Below are 14877 nucleotides of genomic sequence, written 5' to 3' on the forward strand. Positions count from 1 at the left end.
ACGCTCAATTTATGAGTCTCATCATCCATGCAACTGACTTACGTCATAACTAATAGGGATAAACTGGATTAGAATTTTGCTGGGGCAAAACCAGTTACTGCTTTAATATTCATTTCGCGGCCAAGCGCAGTCATTGGATGTACAACAACTAATCCTTTAACTGATTTTTTTAATTTACCCATGTCTGCTTGTTCCGCTTTGGTCAGCACACGACTAAATTTTAGTTCTTTTACATCTTTACCGGCTTTGTTTAATTGACGTGATTGCTGATTTTTCAAACTTGCAATACGTTTTGTTACTGTCGCGATCTCTTTTTTAAACTGCATGATAACCGCTTTATCTTCACGGGCTTGTGCAGCAGCAAGTTTACGGCGAAACTTTTCTGCTTTATCGTTTAATGCTTGCAGTTCTTCTTTTAAATTCATTGTGCTACCTTAAATTTCAACATTGTGCCACTGACACAATAACATGCTCAAACACAGCACTTGTATCAATCCAACACGTTTACGGAGGCGAAGTATAACAGTTCGTTAGACGAAACACATTATCCACAGCAGCTTATGGTTAATCTATTTGAACTAAATCATGAATAATTTGATTACTGCTACCACGCCACTTCAAACTAGGATCCGCTAAATCTTGCTCGAACTTGCCATCCACTAACACATCTACATAGTCTAATACTTGCAGTTGTTTGAGGGACATTTGATCGAGCTTGTAGCCACTCCATAGCCAAATGTCTTTATCTGGGCATTGTTGTTTTACCCGTTTAACCAAAGACAAAATGCTGTCGAGATTAGCTGGGAATAATGGGTCGCCACCAGAAAGTGATAAACCACGGCGCTTGATACGAGTATCATTTAAATCAGCAATAATTTGATCTTCCATCATTTGGCTAAATTCATGGCCTGAACGAGGATCCCAAGTAGACTGATTATAACAACCACGGCATTGATGCTCACAACCTGAAACAAACAAGGTCGCGCGGGTACCTGGGCCGTTGATCACATCGATAGGAAAATACTGATGGTAATTCATAATCACTTCTCTTACTGCTCATTGTCGCGTAAACACTCACGCTGTAAACCTATTTGCATCACTAAGGCCAAACCAAAACAAGGCGCTTAAAGCGCCTTGTTGGGTTAATCACGGAATTAGCTTTGCTAACTTCATGAATTTGCTATTTATAAATGCTTAACGCGGCGTTTAACTTCTTCTTGCTTACCATAGTTAAATGGTCTTGCATCAGGGCTGCCTAGATAACCACATACACGACGGGTTACCGACACACGGCTTGGCTCATGGTTGCCACATTTAGGGCACACAAAACCTTTACTGGTACAGTTAAACTCACCAACGTAACCACAGTCATAACATTCATCGATTGGGGTATTGGTACCGTAATAAGGCACTCTGGTGTAACTGTAATCCCAGACGTTTTCTAATGCTTCAATATTGTGCTGCATGTTCGGGAACTCACCGTAACAAATAAAGCCACCATTGGTGATTTCTGGGTACGGTAATTCAAACTCAATTTTATCGTATGGATTGACTTTCTTTTCGACGTCTAAATGGAAACTGTTAGTGTAGTAACCTTTATCAGTAACCCCTGCAACCACACCAAACTCTTTGGCATCTAGCTGGCAAAAACGACTACATAAGTTTTCACTTGGGGTGCTGTATAGGCTAAAGCCATAACCTGTTTCTTGTTTCCACGCTTCAGTCGCGCGCTTCATCACTGAGATAATTTCAATGGCTTTAGTGCGTAACAGCTCGCTATCAAACACGTGCTCATCAGTACCATAAAGTGCATTAATGGTTTCATGTAAGCCAATGTAGCCTAATGAGATTGACGCGCGGCCATTTTTAAAGATTTCAGACACATCATCATCTGCATTTAAACGAACACCACAAGCACCTTCCATATATAGGATTGGTGCAACACGCGCTTTTACACCCACTAAGCGGGCAATACGGGTATCGAGTGCTTTACGAGCGAGTGTCATTCTCTGTTCTAATAAGGCAAAGAAAGCGGTTTCGTCGCCCTTGGCTTCAATGGCGATTCTAGGTAAGTTTAAGCTGACAACACCTAAGTTGTTACGCCCTTCATGAATTAACTCACCATTTTCTTCATAAGTTCCTAAGAATGAACGACAACCCATTGGCGTTTTAAATGAACCAGTAACGCGTTCAACTTGTTCATAATTAAGAATATCTGGATACATGCGCATGGTGGCACACTCTAATGCTAACTTCTTCACATCGTAGTTAGCATCAGCAGCTTTATGATTTAGGCCATCACGAATAGCAAAAACCAGTTTTGGGAATACCGCTGTTTTACGGTTTTTACCTAGACCTGCCATACGTACTTTAAGAATCGACTTTTGAATTAAACGCGCTTCCCAGCACGAGCCTAAGCCAAAACCAAAGGTCACAAATGGCGTTTGGCCATTGGCGGTATGAAGGGTATTTACTTCATATTCTAAAGACTGGAATGCGTCGTAACATTCTTTTTCAGTTTGCGCCATGGCAAAGGCTTCAACATCTGCTACGCCCCACTCTTTACCGATAACCAACTGCTTTTGATAGCTCTTTTGAACGAACTCAGCTAATACTTCATCAATGCGGTTAATGGTGGTGCCGCCATAGATATGGCTAGCCACTTGGGCAATAATTTGCGCAGTTACTGCAGTCGCAGTTGAAATTGATTTAGGGGTGTCAATTTCAGCGTTACCCATTTTAAAACCATGGGTTAACATGCCAGCTAAATCAATTAGCATGCAGTTAAACATTGGGAAGAATGGTGCATAGTCTAAGTCGTGATAATGCAGTTGACCTGACTCATGTGCAGCAACAATATCTTTTGGCAATAGATGCGACTTGGCATAATGTTTGGCCACGATGCCAGCAAGTAAATCCCGTTGAGTTGGAATAACTTTAGCGTCTTTATTGGCATTTTCATTTAAAATCGACGCGTCGCTTTGTTCAACCAAACCACGAATTTCGCAGTTCAATTTACTTTTGGCTTCACGGCAAATATCACGGTCGTGACGATACTCAATATAATGACGCGCAACCTCTTTATGAGGACCTTCCATTAATAAGTTTTCAACTAAAGCTTGTAAATGATGGATCTCAACTTCTTCATCGTTAGCAACTTGATCTCTAATCACACAAGCGACTGTTGAAGCATAGTCTTCATCAGCACTACCTGTAGCAGTTTCCATTGCTGCAACAATGGCATCCTTGATCCGCGACTCATCAAATAGAGTACGACAACCGTCCCTTTTAATTACTACAGGCATTACTTTTACTCCTTTTATGCACAGGATATAAACACTATATATCCACACATAATTATCAACAAACACAATATATGGTGCATTAGGCAATAATAGGCACTAAAAATCCATGATCTAGATCATGTTTTGATGAAGGGGAACAAAATGAAAAAAATTACTGCCAAGCTCAACACTATTTAGAAAAGTTGAACTTGACCAGGTTATAAAAAGCAGCTACTGAGTGCTGAAACGCCTATAAATAGACTGCTATTTATTACAGATTTAAACTGGTAATTACAGATTTAAACTGGTAATTGCAGGCTTATACGAATAGTTATCACAGATTTATACAAATAGTTATCACAGATTTATACTGGTATATTGATGCTTAAACAGGTCATTTCAACCGTTAAAAATCAGTATGATTAAAGCAAAGCGCTTTAATTGGCGTTAATCATTTGGGCTAATACCAAGGGCTGCATAAATTAAATGCGCAGATTGGCGCACAGATTGACGGCCTGCTTCTATCGCTTCATCAGCACGATGAAACTCCATGGTACCGATATCAGCAAGCTGTGGCACTAAACACACATCCGGTGGATCGCCCATTAATCTGGCGCGTTTATGGCGCTGCTCTAAAATATCCATTGATTGCGACATCACCGCAATCATCCCAGGGTGAGATTTCGTGCTTGTGGAAAACTTTTCTGAAAAACTATTTATATACTCTTTACCTTTACCTAGCAGATCCATAAACGCCGACTCTGGCTCTTTGGCCACTAATTGCTTTTCAATTTCAGTGGGCGCACAGCTGGTCATTTGTTGAGGCAACATATGCATACTATTACGGCGGTGACCATTTAAGTCCACTGCAATCACTACATCAACGTCCATGGTGCGGCACATTGACACTGGCACAGGGTTTACCACTGCGCCATCCACTAACCAGCGATCATGCAATTGTACTGGGGGTAAAAAGCCCGGCATTGAACACGAGGCTCTTACCGCATGACGTAAATCGCCTTCTTTGAACCAAATTTCTTGGCCAGAATATAAATCGGTCGCCACTGCCGCAAACGGCTTTTGCAATTGCTCTATTTTTAGATCGCCTATTCGACCAGCTAAAACATCAAATACTTTTTCACCACTGATTAAGCCACCTTTGCGCCAGCTTAAATCCATTAAGCCTAAAACATCCCAACTAGAAAACCCACTCACCCACTCATGTAACTCTTCTAAATGATCATTAGCATAAGCTGCGCCCACCAGAGCCCCAACAGAGCAGCCAGCAATTTTTTCAGGGTGGATCCCCATGGCGGCCAGCTCTTTTATCACCCCAATATGAGCCCAGCCCTTAGCCGCGCCACTACCGAGGGCGATCCCAACACGAAGTGATGATTTATTTTCTTTTGAAGCCTTAGACATTTACCAAACCCTTAACCATTTTTGCACACCTAAGTAGCTTATCTTACGCTTAAGCTGTTGGCTATCAAGTCGCTTACACGTTATAATATCTGGCTATCATTTTTTAGGGGATTTACCTTTGTTATTTACCGATTTTTCTTTAGATAAACGCTTACTAGACAGTCTAAAGCATATGGGCATTTCTGAGCCAACAGAAATTCAGCAGCAAGCCCTGCCAATTGCCCTAGCGGGTAAAGATTTAATGGCATCATCTAAAACCGGTTCAGGTAAAACCCTGGCGTTTTTATTACCTGCTTTGCAGCGGGTAATATCGACTAGGGCCCTCTCTAAAAAAGACCCTCGCGTTCTGATTTTATTGCCAACCCGTGAACTTGCTCAGCAAGTCTATGGTCAATTACGTTTACTGGTTGCCAATACCCAATATAAAGCCATTAGTATTTTAGGTGGCGAGAACTTTAACGATCAAGCAAAATCGCTATCTCGTGACCCACACTTTATTGTGGCAACACCTGGGCGTATTGCCGATCATCTTCAACAGCGCCACTTATACCTAAATGGCTTAGAGTTACTGGTACTTGATGAAGCCGATCGCATGTTAGATCTTGGTTTTGCGCCACAACTTAAAGCCATTAATGACGCTGCAGATCATAAGCGCAGACAAACCTTGATGTTTTCAGCGACATTAGATCACGATGACATCAATGATATCGCCGCAACATTATTAAAGACCCCTAGCCATGTGGCTATTGGCGCATCGCATGCAGAGCATAAAGATATTGTTCAGCGCATCTTTTTAGTTGACCACCTTGATCACAAACAAGCCCTGCTGCAGCATATTTTAAAACATGAGCAACACAAGCAAGTGATCATTTTTACTGCAACTCGCTCAGACACTGACAGACTCGCCAAACTATTGTCTGCTGAAGGGCTAGAAACCGCTGCGCTCAGTGGTGACTTAAGTCAGTCAGCACGTAATCAAATTATGGACAAATTCAGCCGTGGCCAACAAAAGATTTTAGTCACCACAGATGTTGCTTCTCGCGGGTTAGACTTATTAAATGTGTCATTAGTAATTAACTTTGACATGCCAAAGTTTGCCGAAGAATATGTTCACCGTATTGGCCGTACTGGCCGCGCAGGCGCTAAAGGCGATGCTATTTCATTAGTAGGCCCGAAAGACTGGGATAGCTTTAAGAAAGTACAGGTGTTCTTACGTAAGAACTTTGACTTCTCAACTATCGCAGGCCTTGAAGCTAAATTTAAAGGCTTAAGAGACAATCCTAAGGCATCAAGCGCCAATGCAAAATCAGCTGATGCCAATACAGGTAATGCCAAGCGTGTCGCTAGCAAGAAGCCAAAAGTGGCGCCTAAACGCGACAAGCGCTTTGCCACCGGTATTGATATTGGTGACGCACCAATGCGCCGTAAAGCAAAACCAGCAAAAATTATCGAAACTGATGATTCAATTGTCAGTGACGAAGAATAACCGTAATTTTGACAGCATGAACATATTTGAGCACAGCTCAACAACATGCCAAATAAACTCGCTCTAAGTAAGGTATAACATGAAGATTTGTGGTGTAGAATTAAAAGGTGGCGAAGCCATCATCAGCTTATTAAATTATGAGAAAGAGTCATTCAACGTACCGGAATGTCGTCAAATCTCGTTCAGCATTTCAAAATCTGTTGAAACAGAATCAATTCGTGAATTTCATTTTGCTTTCCATAAATTAATGGAAGATTACAAAGTTGATGAAATCGTGATTATTGAACGTGAACAAAAAGGCAAGTTCTCCGGCTCTGCTACTAGCTTTAAACTTGAAGCAGCAATTCAAATTACTGAATTACCAGTAGCGATTATTAGCCCAGTGACTATCAAAGAAGAGCTAAAGCGTAATCCGCCACAAGCCGATCTTGATACCCTTGAGCTTAAACGTGTGCAATTACCTGCTTTTGAAGCCGCATACGCTCAGCAAAACCGCCACATGTATGGCAAAATCTAACTCAGTTTGAATTAGATTTTCTTGTGAGTAAGCTGCTTTATGGCCTGTTTGTGGGTAAAAGCAGCTTACTGATAAGCTTAAAGTAAGCAATAAATATCCCTATGAATTCAAGAAAATCCGCCTCATTTTCCACTCCTGTTACATCAAAAAAAGTCAGACCAAGTGCGCCGCCGCAAATGACGGTAAAAGCGGTTAATCAAGCTACAGCGACTAAACTGGCGGCTAAGCAAGCCCTAGCAAGCCTGGTAACCAGTGATGAGGTAAAGGCCAAAAAACAGCAAACAGCCCAGCTTAAATACATTGCCGGTTATTCAGCCCAAACCATCGAACAGGTAAAAGGCTATATTGCCAATGACAGCTTAGCTGCCGTGCTATTAAAGCGTTACCCAAGTGTGCACGATATACGCACTGATAAAGCGCTTTATGACTACACCATGGTGTTTAAACAGCAATTCTTAAAACAGTCTGCGCCGCTTTCTAAAGTGGTTTTTGACGACAAAATCACCCTCAGTCATCAAGCCTTAGGCCTACATACCTACGCCAATCGCGTACAAGGCAGTAAGGTCAAAGCTAAGAATGAAATTCGAATTTCATCACGACTACGCCATGTGCCTGAGCCATTACTGAGAATGGTGGTGGTGCACGAATTAGCCCACCTTAAAGAAAAAGATCACAACAAAGCTTTTTATCAACTGTGCGAATATATGACCAGCGATTACCACCAGCTGGAATTCGACTTACGCTTATTACTGACCTGTATTGAGCTAGGAAAAGCCCCTTATTAAGCTTAAGATATTCATAAACCTATTTTCTTAGGAGGGTATTAATGTATGTAGCAAGCTTTAGGGGCGACAATCGTCGCACTCGAAAATACAAAACCGAAAAAGCAGCCATGAAAGCCATTCGTAATTGGCTTAAGGATAATCAACTTAAAGGGTTTTCGGTGGGTTTGATGGGACCCGATCTGGCGCCATGCGAATTTAATGATTGGGAGTTAATCCCATTTGAAGAACCCAAATCGGTATCTTTTTATTCATCTCAAAAATGGTTAAGCCTGCGTCTAAACGCTTTTGAAAAGTACGGCTCAGTTTGTCAGTGCTGCGGCACTAGCCCACAACATGGCGCAGTCATGCACGTTGACCACATCAAACCTCGCTCCAAATATCCTGAACTTGCGCTCGATATCGATAACCTACAAGTGTTATGCGATCAATGTAACCTTGGTAAATCAAATCACTCAGAAACCAAATGGCGCAAATAAAAAACCACTTTCAAACGAATTAAAAGTGGTTTTAATTTAACGATAAAAAGATTAAATGGGTTAACCTAAATCCATCATCATTTGTTTGGTTTTCACCAGTTGCTTAAAGGCGTTCATTTGCTTTTTAGGCAATACAGAGGCTTCAATGATACTCACCTTCATTGGGTTAACTGGGCGACCATTAACATGAAACTCATAATGTAAATGTGGTCCCGTCACCCGACCTGTGCTGCCTGATAAGCCAATCACCTGCCCGCGTTTAACCCGCTGGCCTTTTCTGACCAAGAACTTCGACATATGCAAATAGCGGGTTCTAACATTATTGTCGTGTTCAATCACAATATACTTGCCTGCAAAGCGATGATTAGTGACCATTGACACCACACCATCCCCCGGCGCTACCACTCTGGTGCCAGTAGGAGTGGCAAAGTCAGTACCGTTATGTGGCGAGGTTCTACCAGTAACAGGGTGCTTACGGGTCGGATTGAAATGTGAAGATAAGCGATACTGCCTTTCCAGCGGTATTCGCTGAAAGGCACTGGCTAGACCTTGGCCTTTGTCATCATAAAAATTACCATCCACATTTTGAAAGGCGCTAATATTTCTACCTCTGGTTTCAATACGCACCGCTTCTAATTTACTGGCTCCGGTGGATACGCCTTCAATAAATTGATCATTCATTAATACTGAAAATTGATCACCTGCACGCAAATCACGGGAGAAATTTAGCTTGCTTGAAAGTAGCGTTTCTATGGTTTGTATTTGCGCTGCAGTTAAACCTGAGCGCTGGGCCGATAAATAAAATGAGCCATTGATATCCCCACTAATAATGCGGTTTTGCCAAATGCCTTCTATATTGACCTCATTAACCTCGTAACTGCCATCGTCAAAACGGCTAAATACCACTTGGTAAGCTGGATTAAAATACAACTCTAGTTTGGTTAGTTTTTGCTGTTCGTCTTGCCAAAATCGAATACGATTACCCGGCGATAATGTATCTAATGCCAGTACATTTAAATCAGCTTCAAGCACTTTGTACATGGTCTGTTGACCAATACCAGCTATTTCAAATAACTGACTTAAGGTGTCACCTTGCTCAATAATACGTTCAAATGTCGGCGCAACCGGCTCACTAATTTCAACCGGAGTATGATTGGCTACCTGTGGGATCAAGGCTTCGATATCAAGGGCAACAGGGATCCGCTGTGAGGCAAATTCTTGCGGGGTTGGCCACAGTAATGCCGCCGCGACAATAAACACGCTTGCTAGCAATAATTTTCGATGTAATGTGGGTAAGTTTTGCGCTTTACCAACCAGCGTTTGTAGCTTATCCATTTGAGCTGAAAGCAATCTCGTGTCCGCCCTACTGCACGTATTAATATACGTATAAAAGAATGTATACTTAAGTACTAGTTTAATGAGTGCTTAAGTACTATATACCAAGGGGGAGTTATATCAAAAAAGACTGCAAATACAAATATAAAAACTCACCACGCCTGCATAACTTTGAACTAGGCAATTGAAAGTAACTGAGATGGGAAAAGACTGTTATCAGTCATGATGTTTTTAATTTACATCTATAACTCGCTTAATTAACCTAAAAGCGCTGCAACAATGGCAGCTTTTTACTCAGCATGGTTGATTTATCATTAGAATTTATTGACCTAAAAATAACCCTACCCCAAAGCAAATAATGAGGCTAATGCGGCTGCATTAACCTCAAGTGACGGTTTAGTTGTTAGCCTAGCCGCGAGTCTGAGCGATAAGCTTTAGAGACAAACTTAAGCCAATTCGACATCGCTATTAACTTTATATTCACTCTGCAACTTACTGACTCCAAGTCCATTCATTTTATGCACTTTAATTTGCACCCCAATGCGCTCTTTCATCGCTTCAATGTGGCTGATCACACCAATCATTTTGCCTGAAGCATTAAGGTTATCTAGCGCATCAAGGGCGGTATCTAAGGTTTGACTGTCTAAGGTGCCAAAGCCCTCATCCAAAAATAACGAGTCGATACTGGTTTTATGACTGACTAAATCCGATAACGCTAACGCTAATGCCAAACTGACTAAAAAGCTTTCACCACCTGATAAGGTGCGAGTATCTCGAATTGCATCGCCTTGCCAGGTATCCAATACTTGCAGCTCTAGATCTACCGATTGTTTGCGCTCAAGCAAATAGCGTCCTTGAAGCCTATCCAGCTGCCGATTAGCCAAAGTAACCAGATGATCTAATGTCAGCCCTTGGGCAAACTTTCTGAATTTATCGCCTTTTTGCGAACCGATGAGTGAGTGTAAATAGGCGATATCATCATAAGCTTGTTTGGCTTGGTTAAGCTCTAACAGCATTTGCTGCTGACTTAGGCGCTTTTGTTTATCGTCATCCAGTAAATGGTTCACTTGCCATAAGGTTTGTTTTATCTCACCTAACTGGGTCTCGACTTGTTGATGCTGCAAACTGACCTGTGCTAAATAGCCTTGTGCAGATTCTTGCTCTGACTTTAGCTCTGAATCTAGATCAGCCCCTTGAAGTAAGACTTTGTCTGAGCCTTGTTGCTGCTTTTCAGTCGTTAGCTGCTCATAACCAAATTGCTCTGCTTGGGCCATTAACGCTGTTAATTGCTGCTTGGCTTGTTCTACCAAGGTGCGCGCTTTTAACTGCTGCTCATTAAGTTGCTGCTGCAAGTTAATTAACTGCTCACGCTCAGCCTGAGGAATAATGGCTTGCTCAAATTCCGCTTGGCTGGCAAATGGGCTTTGGCTTAATTGCTGCTGCCACTGCTCGGTTGCCGCGGTTAACTCAGTCAATGCCACTGCAATTTGTTTATTAACGGCTTCAATATGCGCCTTAACATTATCTTGCTGCTGCTGATATTGATTCAATTGGCTTTGTAGCGCTGTTAACTGGCTTTCTGCTTGCTCAAGCATGGCTTGGCTAGCCTGCTTTTCAGTTAATGTTTGCTTATCGGCAAATAGCTGCTGCCTTTGGCTCGTCAACTTGGCTAACTCAGCTGCAACTTCAGTTAATTGCGCTTGCTGCGACTGTGATTGCTGCAACGCCTCTTCTAGTTGACTCGCCTGGGTTTGCTGTTGCTGCTGCAATAATTGTAATTGCTGCTGTGCTTCAAGTTGCTGATCGCTTGCTTGCTGCCACTGCATTATTTGTTGTTCAAGGGCGCTTAACCACGCTTTAAACCCAGCCATATCTGGCATAGACTCTGCGGTTTGCGCAATTGAATCGCTTAATTCAGTCACTAGGTTATTAAGGGTTTTATTCACCTCAATAAGCTGCAGCTCAGCGTCCTGTAAGCCATTGTTGCAGCTTGTATGCTCTTGGGCTAATAAGCTTAATTGGTGCTGTTGTTGCTCAGCGGCGTTATTCGCTTGCTGGTACTGATCGTTTTGTTGTTGCAGGTGAGTTTTAGCCTGCCTGATATCGGCTAATCGCTGGGATAAGTTTTGCTGCAACTGCGCCATTTGCGCTACATAATCACTCAGCTGGCTATCATCAATAGCAAATGCAATTCCAAGTTGCTGACAAGTTTGCTGCCAGTCCTGTTGTAATTGCTGACTCTGCGCCGTTAGCTTAGCCACCGCTTGTGAGGCTGACTCATATTGTAACTGCAAGGTTTGCAATGCCAATTTAGCTTGCTCGCCTTGGGTTTTAATCTTATCTAATTGCGCGCTAGTTTGTTGATGGCGCAGCTCTGTTTGCGACAAATCAACCGCTTGATATTCACTCACTAAAGGGTGATCCAACGAGCCACATAAGGCGCATGGCTCACCTTCTACTAACTTAGCCCGATGCTGGGTTAAATCAGCAATATGTTGCTCTTGTTTTAGCAAGCTTGTTAAGTCTTTTAATTGCTGATTTTTATCTGTCCACAAGGCTCGTATTTGGGTTAACTCAGCTTGCTTTAACTCAATATCGTGTTGGGTTTGCGCGTTTTGCTGGCGATGTTGATTAAGATCTAATTGCAATTCACTGTAACGGGTCGACAAGTGTTCAAGCTGACTGCGCTTTGGCTGCTGAGTCACTATGTCATTATATTGCTGCTCAATGAGTGCTTCTTCATCACCGGCTAACAAGGTCTGTAATTGCAGCTGGGCTTGTTGGCGGCTGAGTTGATATTGTCCAAGTAACTGTTGCTCACTGGTTACTTGCGCTGTCAGTGTGCTTTGCTGCTGTTGGAGCTGAATTTGCTGTTGCTGAAAACGGGCAATTTGTTGCGTCAACTTAGTTTGCTGAGTCACTTGCTCGGCGTAGTTAGCATATTGCTGCTGCCACACACCAAGGCGAGTTTGGATCAACTTGCCCTGGGGATATTGGTTGATGACTTGCTGCTGCTGGGCTTGTAATGCCGTAACGGTTTGTATTTGTCCGCCGATGGCCTGCTGCTTTTGCTGTAATTGCTCTAGCAGCTGGGTTTGTTGCTGCTGAGACTGTAACTGTTGAGCATGTTTAAAGCTCACTTGCTCAATTTGATTATCAAGTGGCTGCACCTGAGTATCAATTAGCGTCACTAAATCCGTATGTTGCTGCTTAGCTAAACTAAAGTGCTGAGACTGCAACTGTTGCTCAGTGGCGATTTGACTTAATTGTGCGCTGGCCTGTTCAAGCTCAGTATTGCGCTGCTGTAACTGCTTTTGCAACTGTGCATGGCTGTTTTCAAGTTTGCTCATGCCTTCAAATAACGGAATTAAGCTTTCAGCTGGCTCACTGGCAGCTAACTTAGCTAAACTGGCTTGCTGGGCTTTAAGTTCAGTCTGCGCTAGTTGTAATTGTTGCTCACTGGCAAGATGTCGCTCAGTTGCTTGCTCAAGCTGCTTAGCCCACGTGACTTGCAACTGCAGTTGCTGCAGTTGTTGCTGGCATAAATCGGCTTGCTCAATTAACTGAGTTTGCTCTATTTGTTTAAGGCTAATACTGTCATCATCTAGTAATTCAACGCTGTTTGATTTAGCTTCAAGCAAGGCAAGCTTCTGCTTTGATTGGCTAAATTTTTGATGTACTTGCTCCGAGATAAGCCCGTATATTTCTGTGCCGGTAAGCTCTTCAAGTAACTCAGCCCGTTCATTAGCTTTGGCATTTAAAAAGGCGGCAAACTGACCTTGGGATAACATCATCGATTTAGTAAATCGCGCGAAATCTAATCCGGTAATGGCTTCGGTTAATTCGGTTTTATGCTTAATTTGGCTGGCAAGAATTTTACCATCTTCAAGTTGCGCTAACTCAACTTGGGCATCTTGTAAATTGCCATCAACTTGACCACGGGAGCGTCGTTGGCTCCAAAAGGCGCGATACGCCTTACCTTTCACTTCAAACTCAACCTCGGCCAGACAATCGCTGGTGCCACGAGTCATGAGCTCATTGGTGGTTTTTGAAATTACCCCTAAGCGCGGGGTCTGATGATACAGCGCTAAGCAGATAGCATCTAAAATGGTTGTTTTACCCGAGCCTGTAGGGCCAATAATGGCAAACAGGCCGTTTTCTTTAAATGGCGACTGGGTAAAATCAATTTTCCACTCATTTTTTAATGAGTTAATATTTTTAAAACGCAGGCTAAGGATTTTCATTATTTTGCCTCCTCAACATGTTGCGCTGTGCCATTAAGCTGCTCATTCATTTCATCAAGGATAATATCAAACTGTTGTTTTACCCGTTCAAGTCGCTGTTGCTGCTCGGGTTCTGAAAAGTCTTCTTGGGCTAAACGGCGCTCAAACACTTCTGTGACGCTTAATTCAGTTAAGGTTTCATTATCCATTTGCTGAATTTGCTGTTGGCGCTGGCTACGAGCACGCTTAAGTTGCAGTACTTCTACAGGTAAGGCGTCGGTCAATTCGGCTATTCGGCTTTGTAAGTCGGTTAAAAAGTCTTGCTCGGCCACTTCGATACTCAGCCAAGTGACTTGATCGCTGCCTTGCTCAACTAAGGTTTCAAGCTGGGATGCGATTTCGGCCAAGCTGCCTTTTACACTTGCCATGGCTTGAAACTTGGGCACTTCAAGGGCACTGACCTCGGCTAATTTAGCCTTATCAAACTCAACCAAATACACACTTTTTTGACTGTTAAGTTCATCAAAACTTAAACTGATTGGCGAGCCGCTATAGCGAATATGCTCTGTTTTGGCGATTTTTTGCGGTCGATGAATGTGGCCTAGTGCAATGTAATCCGCTGCAGGAAACAAGTTGGCATTAAATGCATCAAGGCTACCAATATAAATGTCTCGCACCGACTCACTGGTGCTGGCACCCACTGTGGTTAAATGCCCTGTGGCAATAATGGGTAATGGCGTAGTTTGCTGGTTATTAATTGCTTGGGCATGAGCAAAACAGCGCTGATATAAATCGGCGATTTCATTAGCTAACTTGCGCTGTTTATCTTCACTGGACTCACCCGACTCACTTAATACTATATCTCTAGGGCGTAAATACGGCAGCGCACATACAATCGCGCAGGGGTGATCATGACTATCAGCCACTAACAACACATGCTCAGCTGCGTTATCAAGCGCACCTGGGATAACCGTGGCATTTAAGCACGCCAGCAACTGCTTTGACTCACCTAAGGTAGCAACAGAGTCGTGATTACCACCAAGAACGATAAGCTTACAATTTGTTGCTTGAATATCGACAATAAATTGATTGTACAAACTGCGGGCATAACTTGGCGGCGTGCCAGTATCAAAAATATCGCCAGCGACAATCAGTGCATCAACCTGATGCTGGCTAATTTGTGCTAACAACCACTGCAAAAATGCCTTGTGCTCAACAGCGCGACTTTTACCGTAAAAGTTTTGACCAAGGTGCCAATCAGATGTGTGAATAATGCGCATGAAAACCTTTTCTGTTCGATGTGTTGTTATTGAAATCTGTCATAAAACGCTTAATTAGTCTGGAGATAT

11 protein-coding genes are annotated in these 14877 nt (G+C 42.7%); 4 read left to right on the forward strand and 7 right to left on the reverse strand.

What is annotated here, in order from left to right; genetic code table 11:
- Nucleotides 1–68 precede the first annotated feature (68 nt).
- From Q4546_RS06410 to rssA, 4 genes are all read right to left on the reverse strand, one after another.
- Entirely contained in the window at nt 69–425 is a 357-nt protein-coding gene (locus Q4546_RS06410; RefSeq protein WP_076540062.1) for a YibL family ribosome-associated protein, read from the reverse strand.
- Nucleotides 426–564: 139 nt separating this feature from the next.
- Nucleotides 565–1038, reverse strand: coding sequence for an anaerobic ribonucleoside-triphosphate reductase-activating protein (gene nrdG, locus Q4546_RS06415; protein ID WP_102440400.1), 474 nt, complete (start codon nt 1036–1038; stop codon nt 565–567).
- Between the two features lie 146 nt (nt 1039–1184).
- A complete protein-coding gene (gene nrdD / locus Q4546_RS06420; RefSeq protein WP_102440401.1) occupies nt 1185–3305 on the reverse strand; it encodes an anaerobic ribonucleoside-triphosphate reductase in 2121 nt (706 codons plus the stop codon).
- Nucleotides 3306–3731: 426 nt separating this feature from the next.
- Nucleotides 3732–4706, reverse strand: coding sequence for a patatin-like phospholipase RssA (gene rssA / locus Q4546_RS06425; protein ID WP_102476082.1), 975 nt, complete (start codon nt 4704–4706; stop codon nt 3732–3734).
- 118 nt (nt 4707–4824) lie between these two features.
- Here rssA and Q4546_RS06430 point away from each other — a divergent pair, with 118 nt between their 5' ends.
- From Q4546_RS06430 to Q4546_RS06445, 4 genes are all read left to right on the forward strand, one after another.
- The gene (locus tag Q4546_RS06430; protein ID WP_102532118.1) at nt 4825–6192 is read left to right on the forward strand and encodes a DEAD/DEAH box helicase; all 1368 of its coding nucleotides are present in this window, start codon (nt 4825–4827) and stop codon (nt 6190–6192) included.
- Nucleotides 6193–6271: 79 nt separating this feature from the next.
- Nucleotides 6272–6709 (forward strand): DUF3010 family protein, encoded by a 438-nt coding sequence (locus Q4546_RS06435; protein ID WP_102440404.1) that lies wholly within the window; start codon nt 6272–6274, stop codon nt 6707–6709.
- Nucleotides 6710–6810: 101 nt separating this feature from the next.
- Nucleotides 6811–7494 (forward strand): M48 family metallopeptidase, encoded by a 684-nt coding sequence (locus tag Q4546_RS06440; protein WP_102440405.1) that lies wholly within the window; start codon nt 6811–6813, stop codon nt 7492–7494.
- 41 nt (nt 7495–7535) lie between these two features.
- On the forward strand, nt 7536–7970 hold the full coding sequence (locus Q4546_RS06445) for an HNH endonuclease (RefSeq protein WP_102440406.1): 435 nt from the start codon (nt 7536–7538) through the stop codon (nt 7968–7970).
- A 60-nt stretch (nt 7971–8030) separates the two neighbouring features.
- Here Q4546_RS06445 and Q4546_RS06450 read toward each other — a convergent pair whose 3' ends face one another.
- The 3 genes from Q4546_RS06450 to sbcD all read right to left on the reverse strand — a co-directional run bounded on the left by Q4546_RS06450 (nt 8031) and on the right by sbcD (nt 14808).
- Nucleotides 8031–9305 (reverse strand): peptidoglycan DD-metalloendopeptidase family protein, encoded by a 1275-nt coding sequence (locus Q4546_RS06450; RefSeq protein ID WP_102440407.1) that lies wholly within the window; start codon nt 9303–9305, stop codon nt 8031–8033.
- Between the two features lie 446 nt (nt 9306–9751).
- Nucleotides 9752–13549: an AAA family ATPase gene (locus Q4546_RS06455; RefSeq protein WP_303445928.1), complete on the reverse strand. Its 3798-nt coding sequence runs from the start codon at nt 13547–13549 to the stop codon at nt 9752–9754.
- On the reverse strand, nt 13549–14808 hold the full coding sequence (sbcD, locus tag Q4546_RS06460; RefSeq protein WP_102440409.1) for an exonuclease subunit SbcD: 1260 nt from the start codon (nt 14806–14808) through the stop codon (nt 13549–13551). The genes Q4546_RS06455 and sbcD overlap by 1 nt, the downstream gene beginning before the upstream one ends.
- Nucleotides 14809–14877 lie beyond the last annotated feature (69 nt).

Origin of the sequence: Shewanella sp. 4_MG-2023 (assembly GCF_030548015.1) — a bacterium.
Classification (GTDB): Bacteria; Pseudomonadota; Gammaproteobacteria; order Enterobacterales; family Shewanellaceae; genus Shewanella.

Coding starts and splice junctions, on each gene's coding strand:
- Q4546_RS06445 (WP_102440406.1), top strand. CDS start 7,536: ATGTATGTAGCAAGCTTTAGGGGCGACAATCGTCGCACTCGAAAATAC.
- Q4546_RS06440 (WP_102440405.1), top strand. CDS start 6,811: ATGAATTCAAGAAAATCCGCCTCATTTTCCACTCCTGTTACATCAAAA.
- sbcD (WP_102440409.1), bottom strand. CDS start 14,808: ATGCGCATTATTCACACATCTGATTGGCACCTTGGTCAAAACTTTTAC.
- Q4546_RS06450 (WP_102440407.1), bottom strand. CDS start 9,305: ATGGATAAGCTACAAACGCTGGTTGGTAAAGCGCAAAACTTACCCACA.
- nrdG (WP_102440400.1), bottom strand. CDS start 1,038: ATGAATTACCATCAGTATTTTCCTATCGATGTGATCAACGGCCCAGGT.
- Q4546_RS06435 (WP_102440404.1), top strand. CDS start 6,272: ATGAAGATTTGTGGTGTAGAATTAAAAGGTGGCGAAGCCATCATCAGC.
- rssA (WP_102476082.1), bottom strand. CDS start 4,706: ATGTCTAAGGCTTCAAAAGAAAATAAATCATCACTTCGTGTTGGGATC.
- Q4546_RS06410 (WP_076540062.1), bottom strand. CDS start 425: ATGAATTTAAAAGAAGAACTGCAAGCATTAAACGATAAAGCAGAAAAG.
- nrdD (WP_102440401.1), bottom strand. CDS start 3,305: ATGCCTGTAGTAATTAAAAGGGACGGTTGTCGTACTCTATTTGATGAG.
- Q4546_RS06455 (WP_303445928.1), bottom strand. CDS start 13,549: ATGAAAATCCTTAGCCTGCGTTTTAAAAATATTAACTCATTAAAAAAT.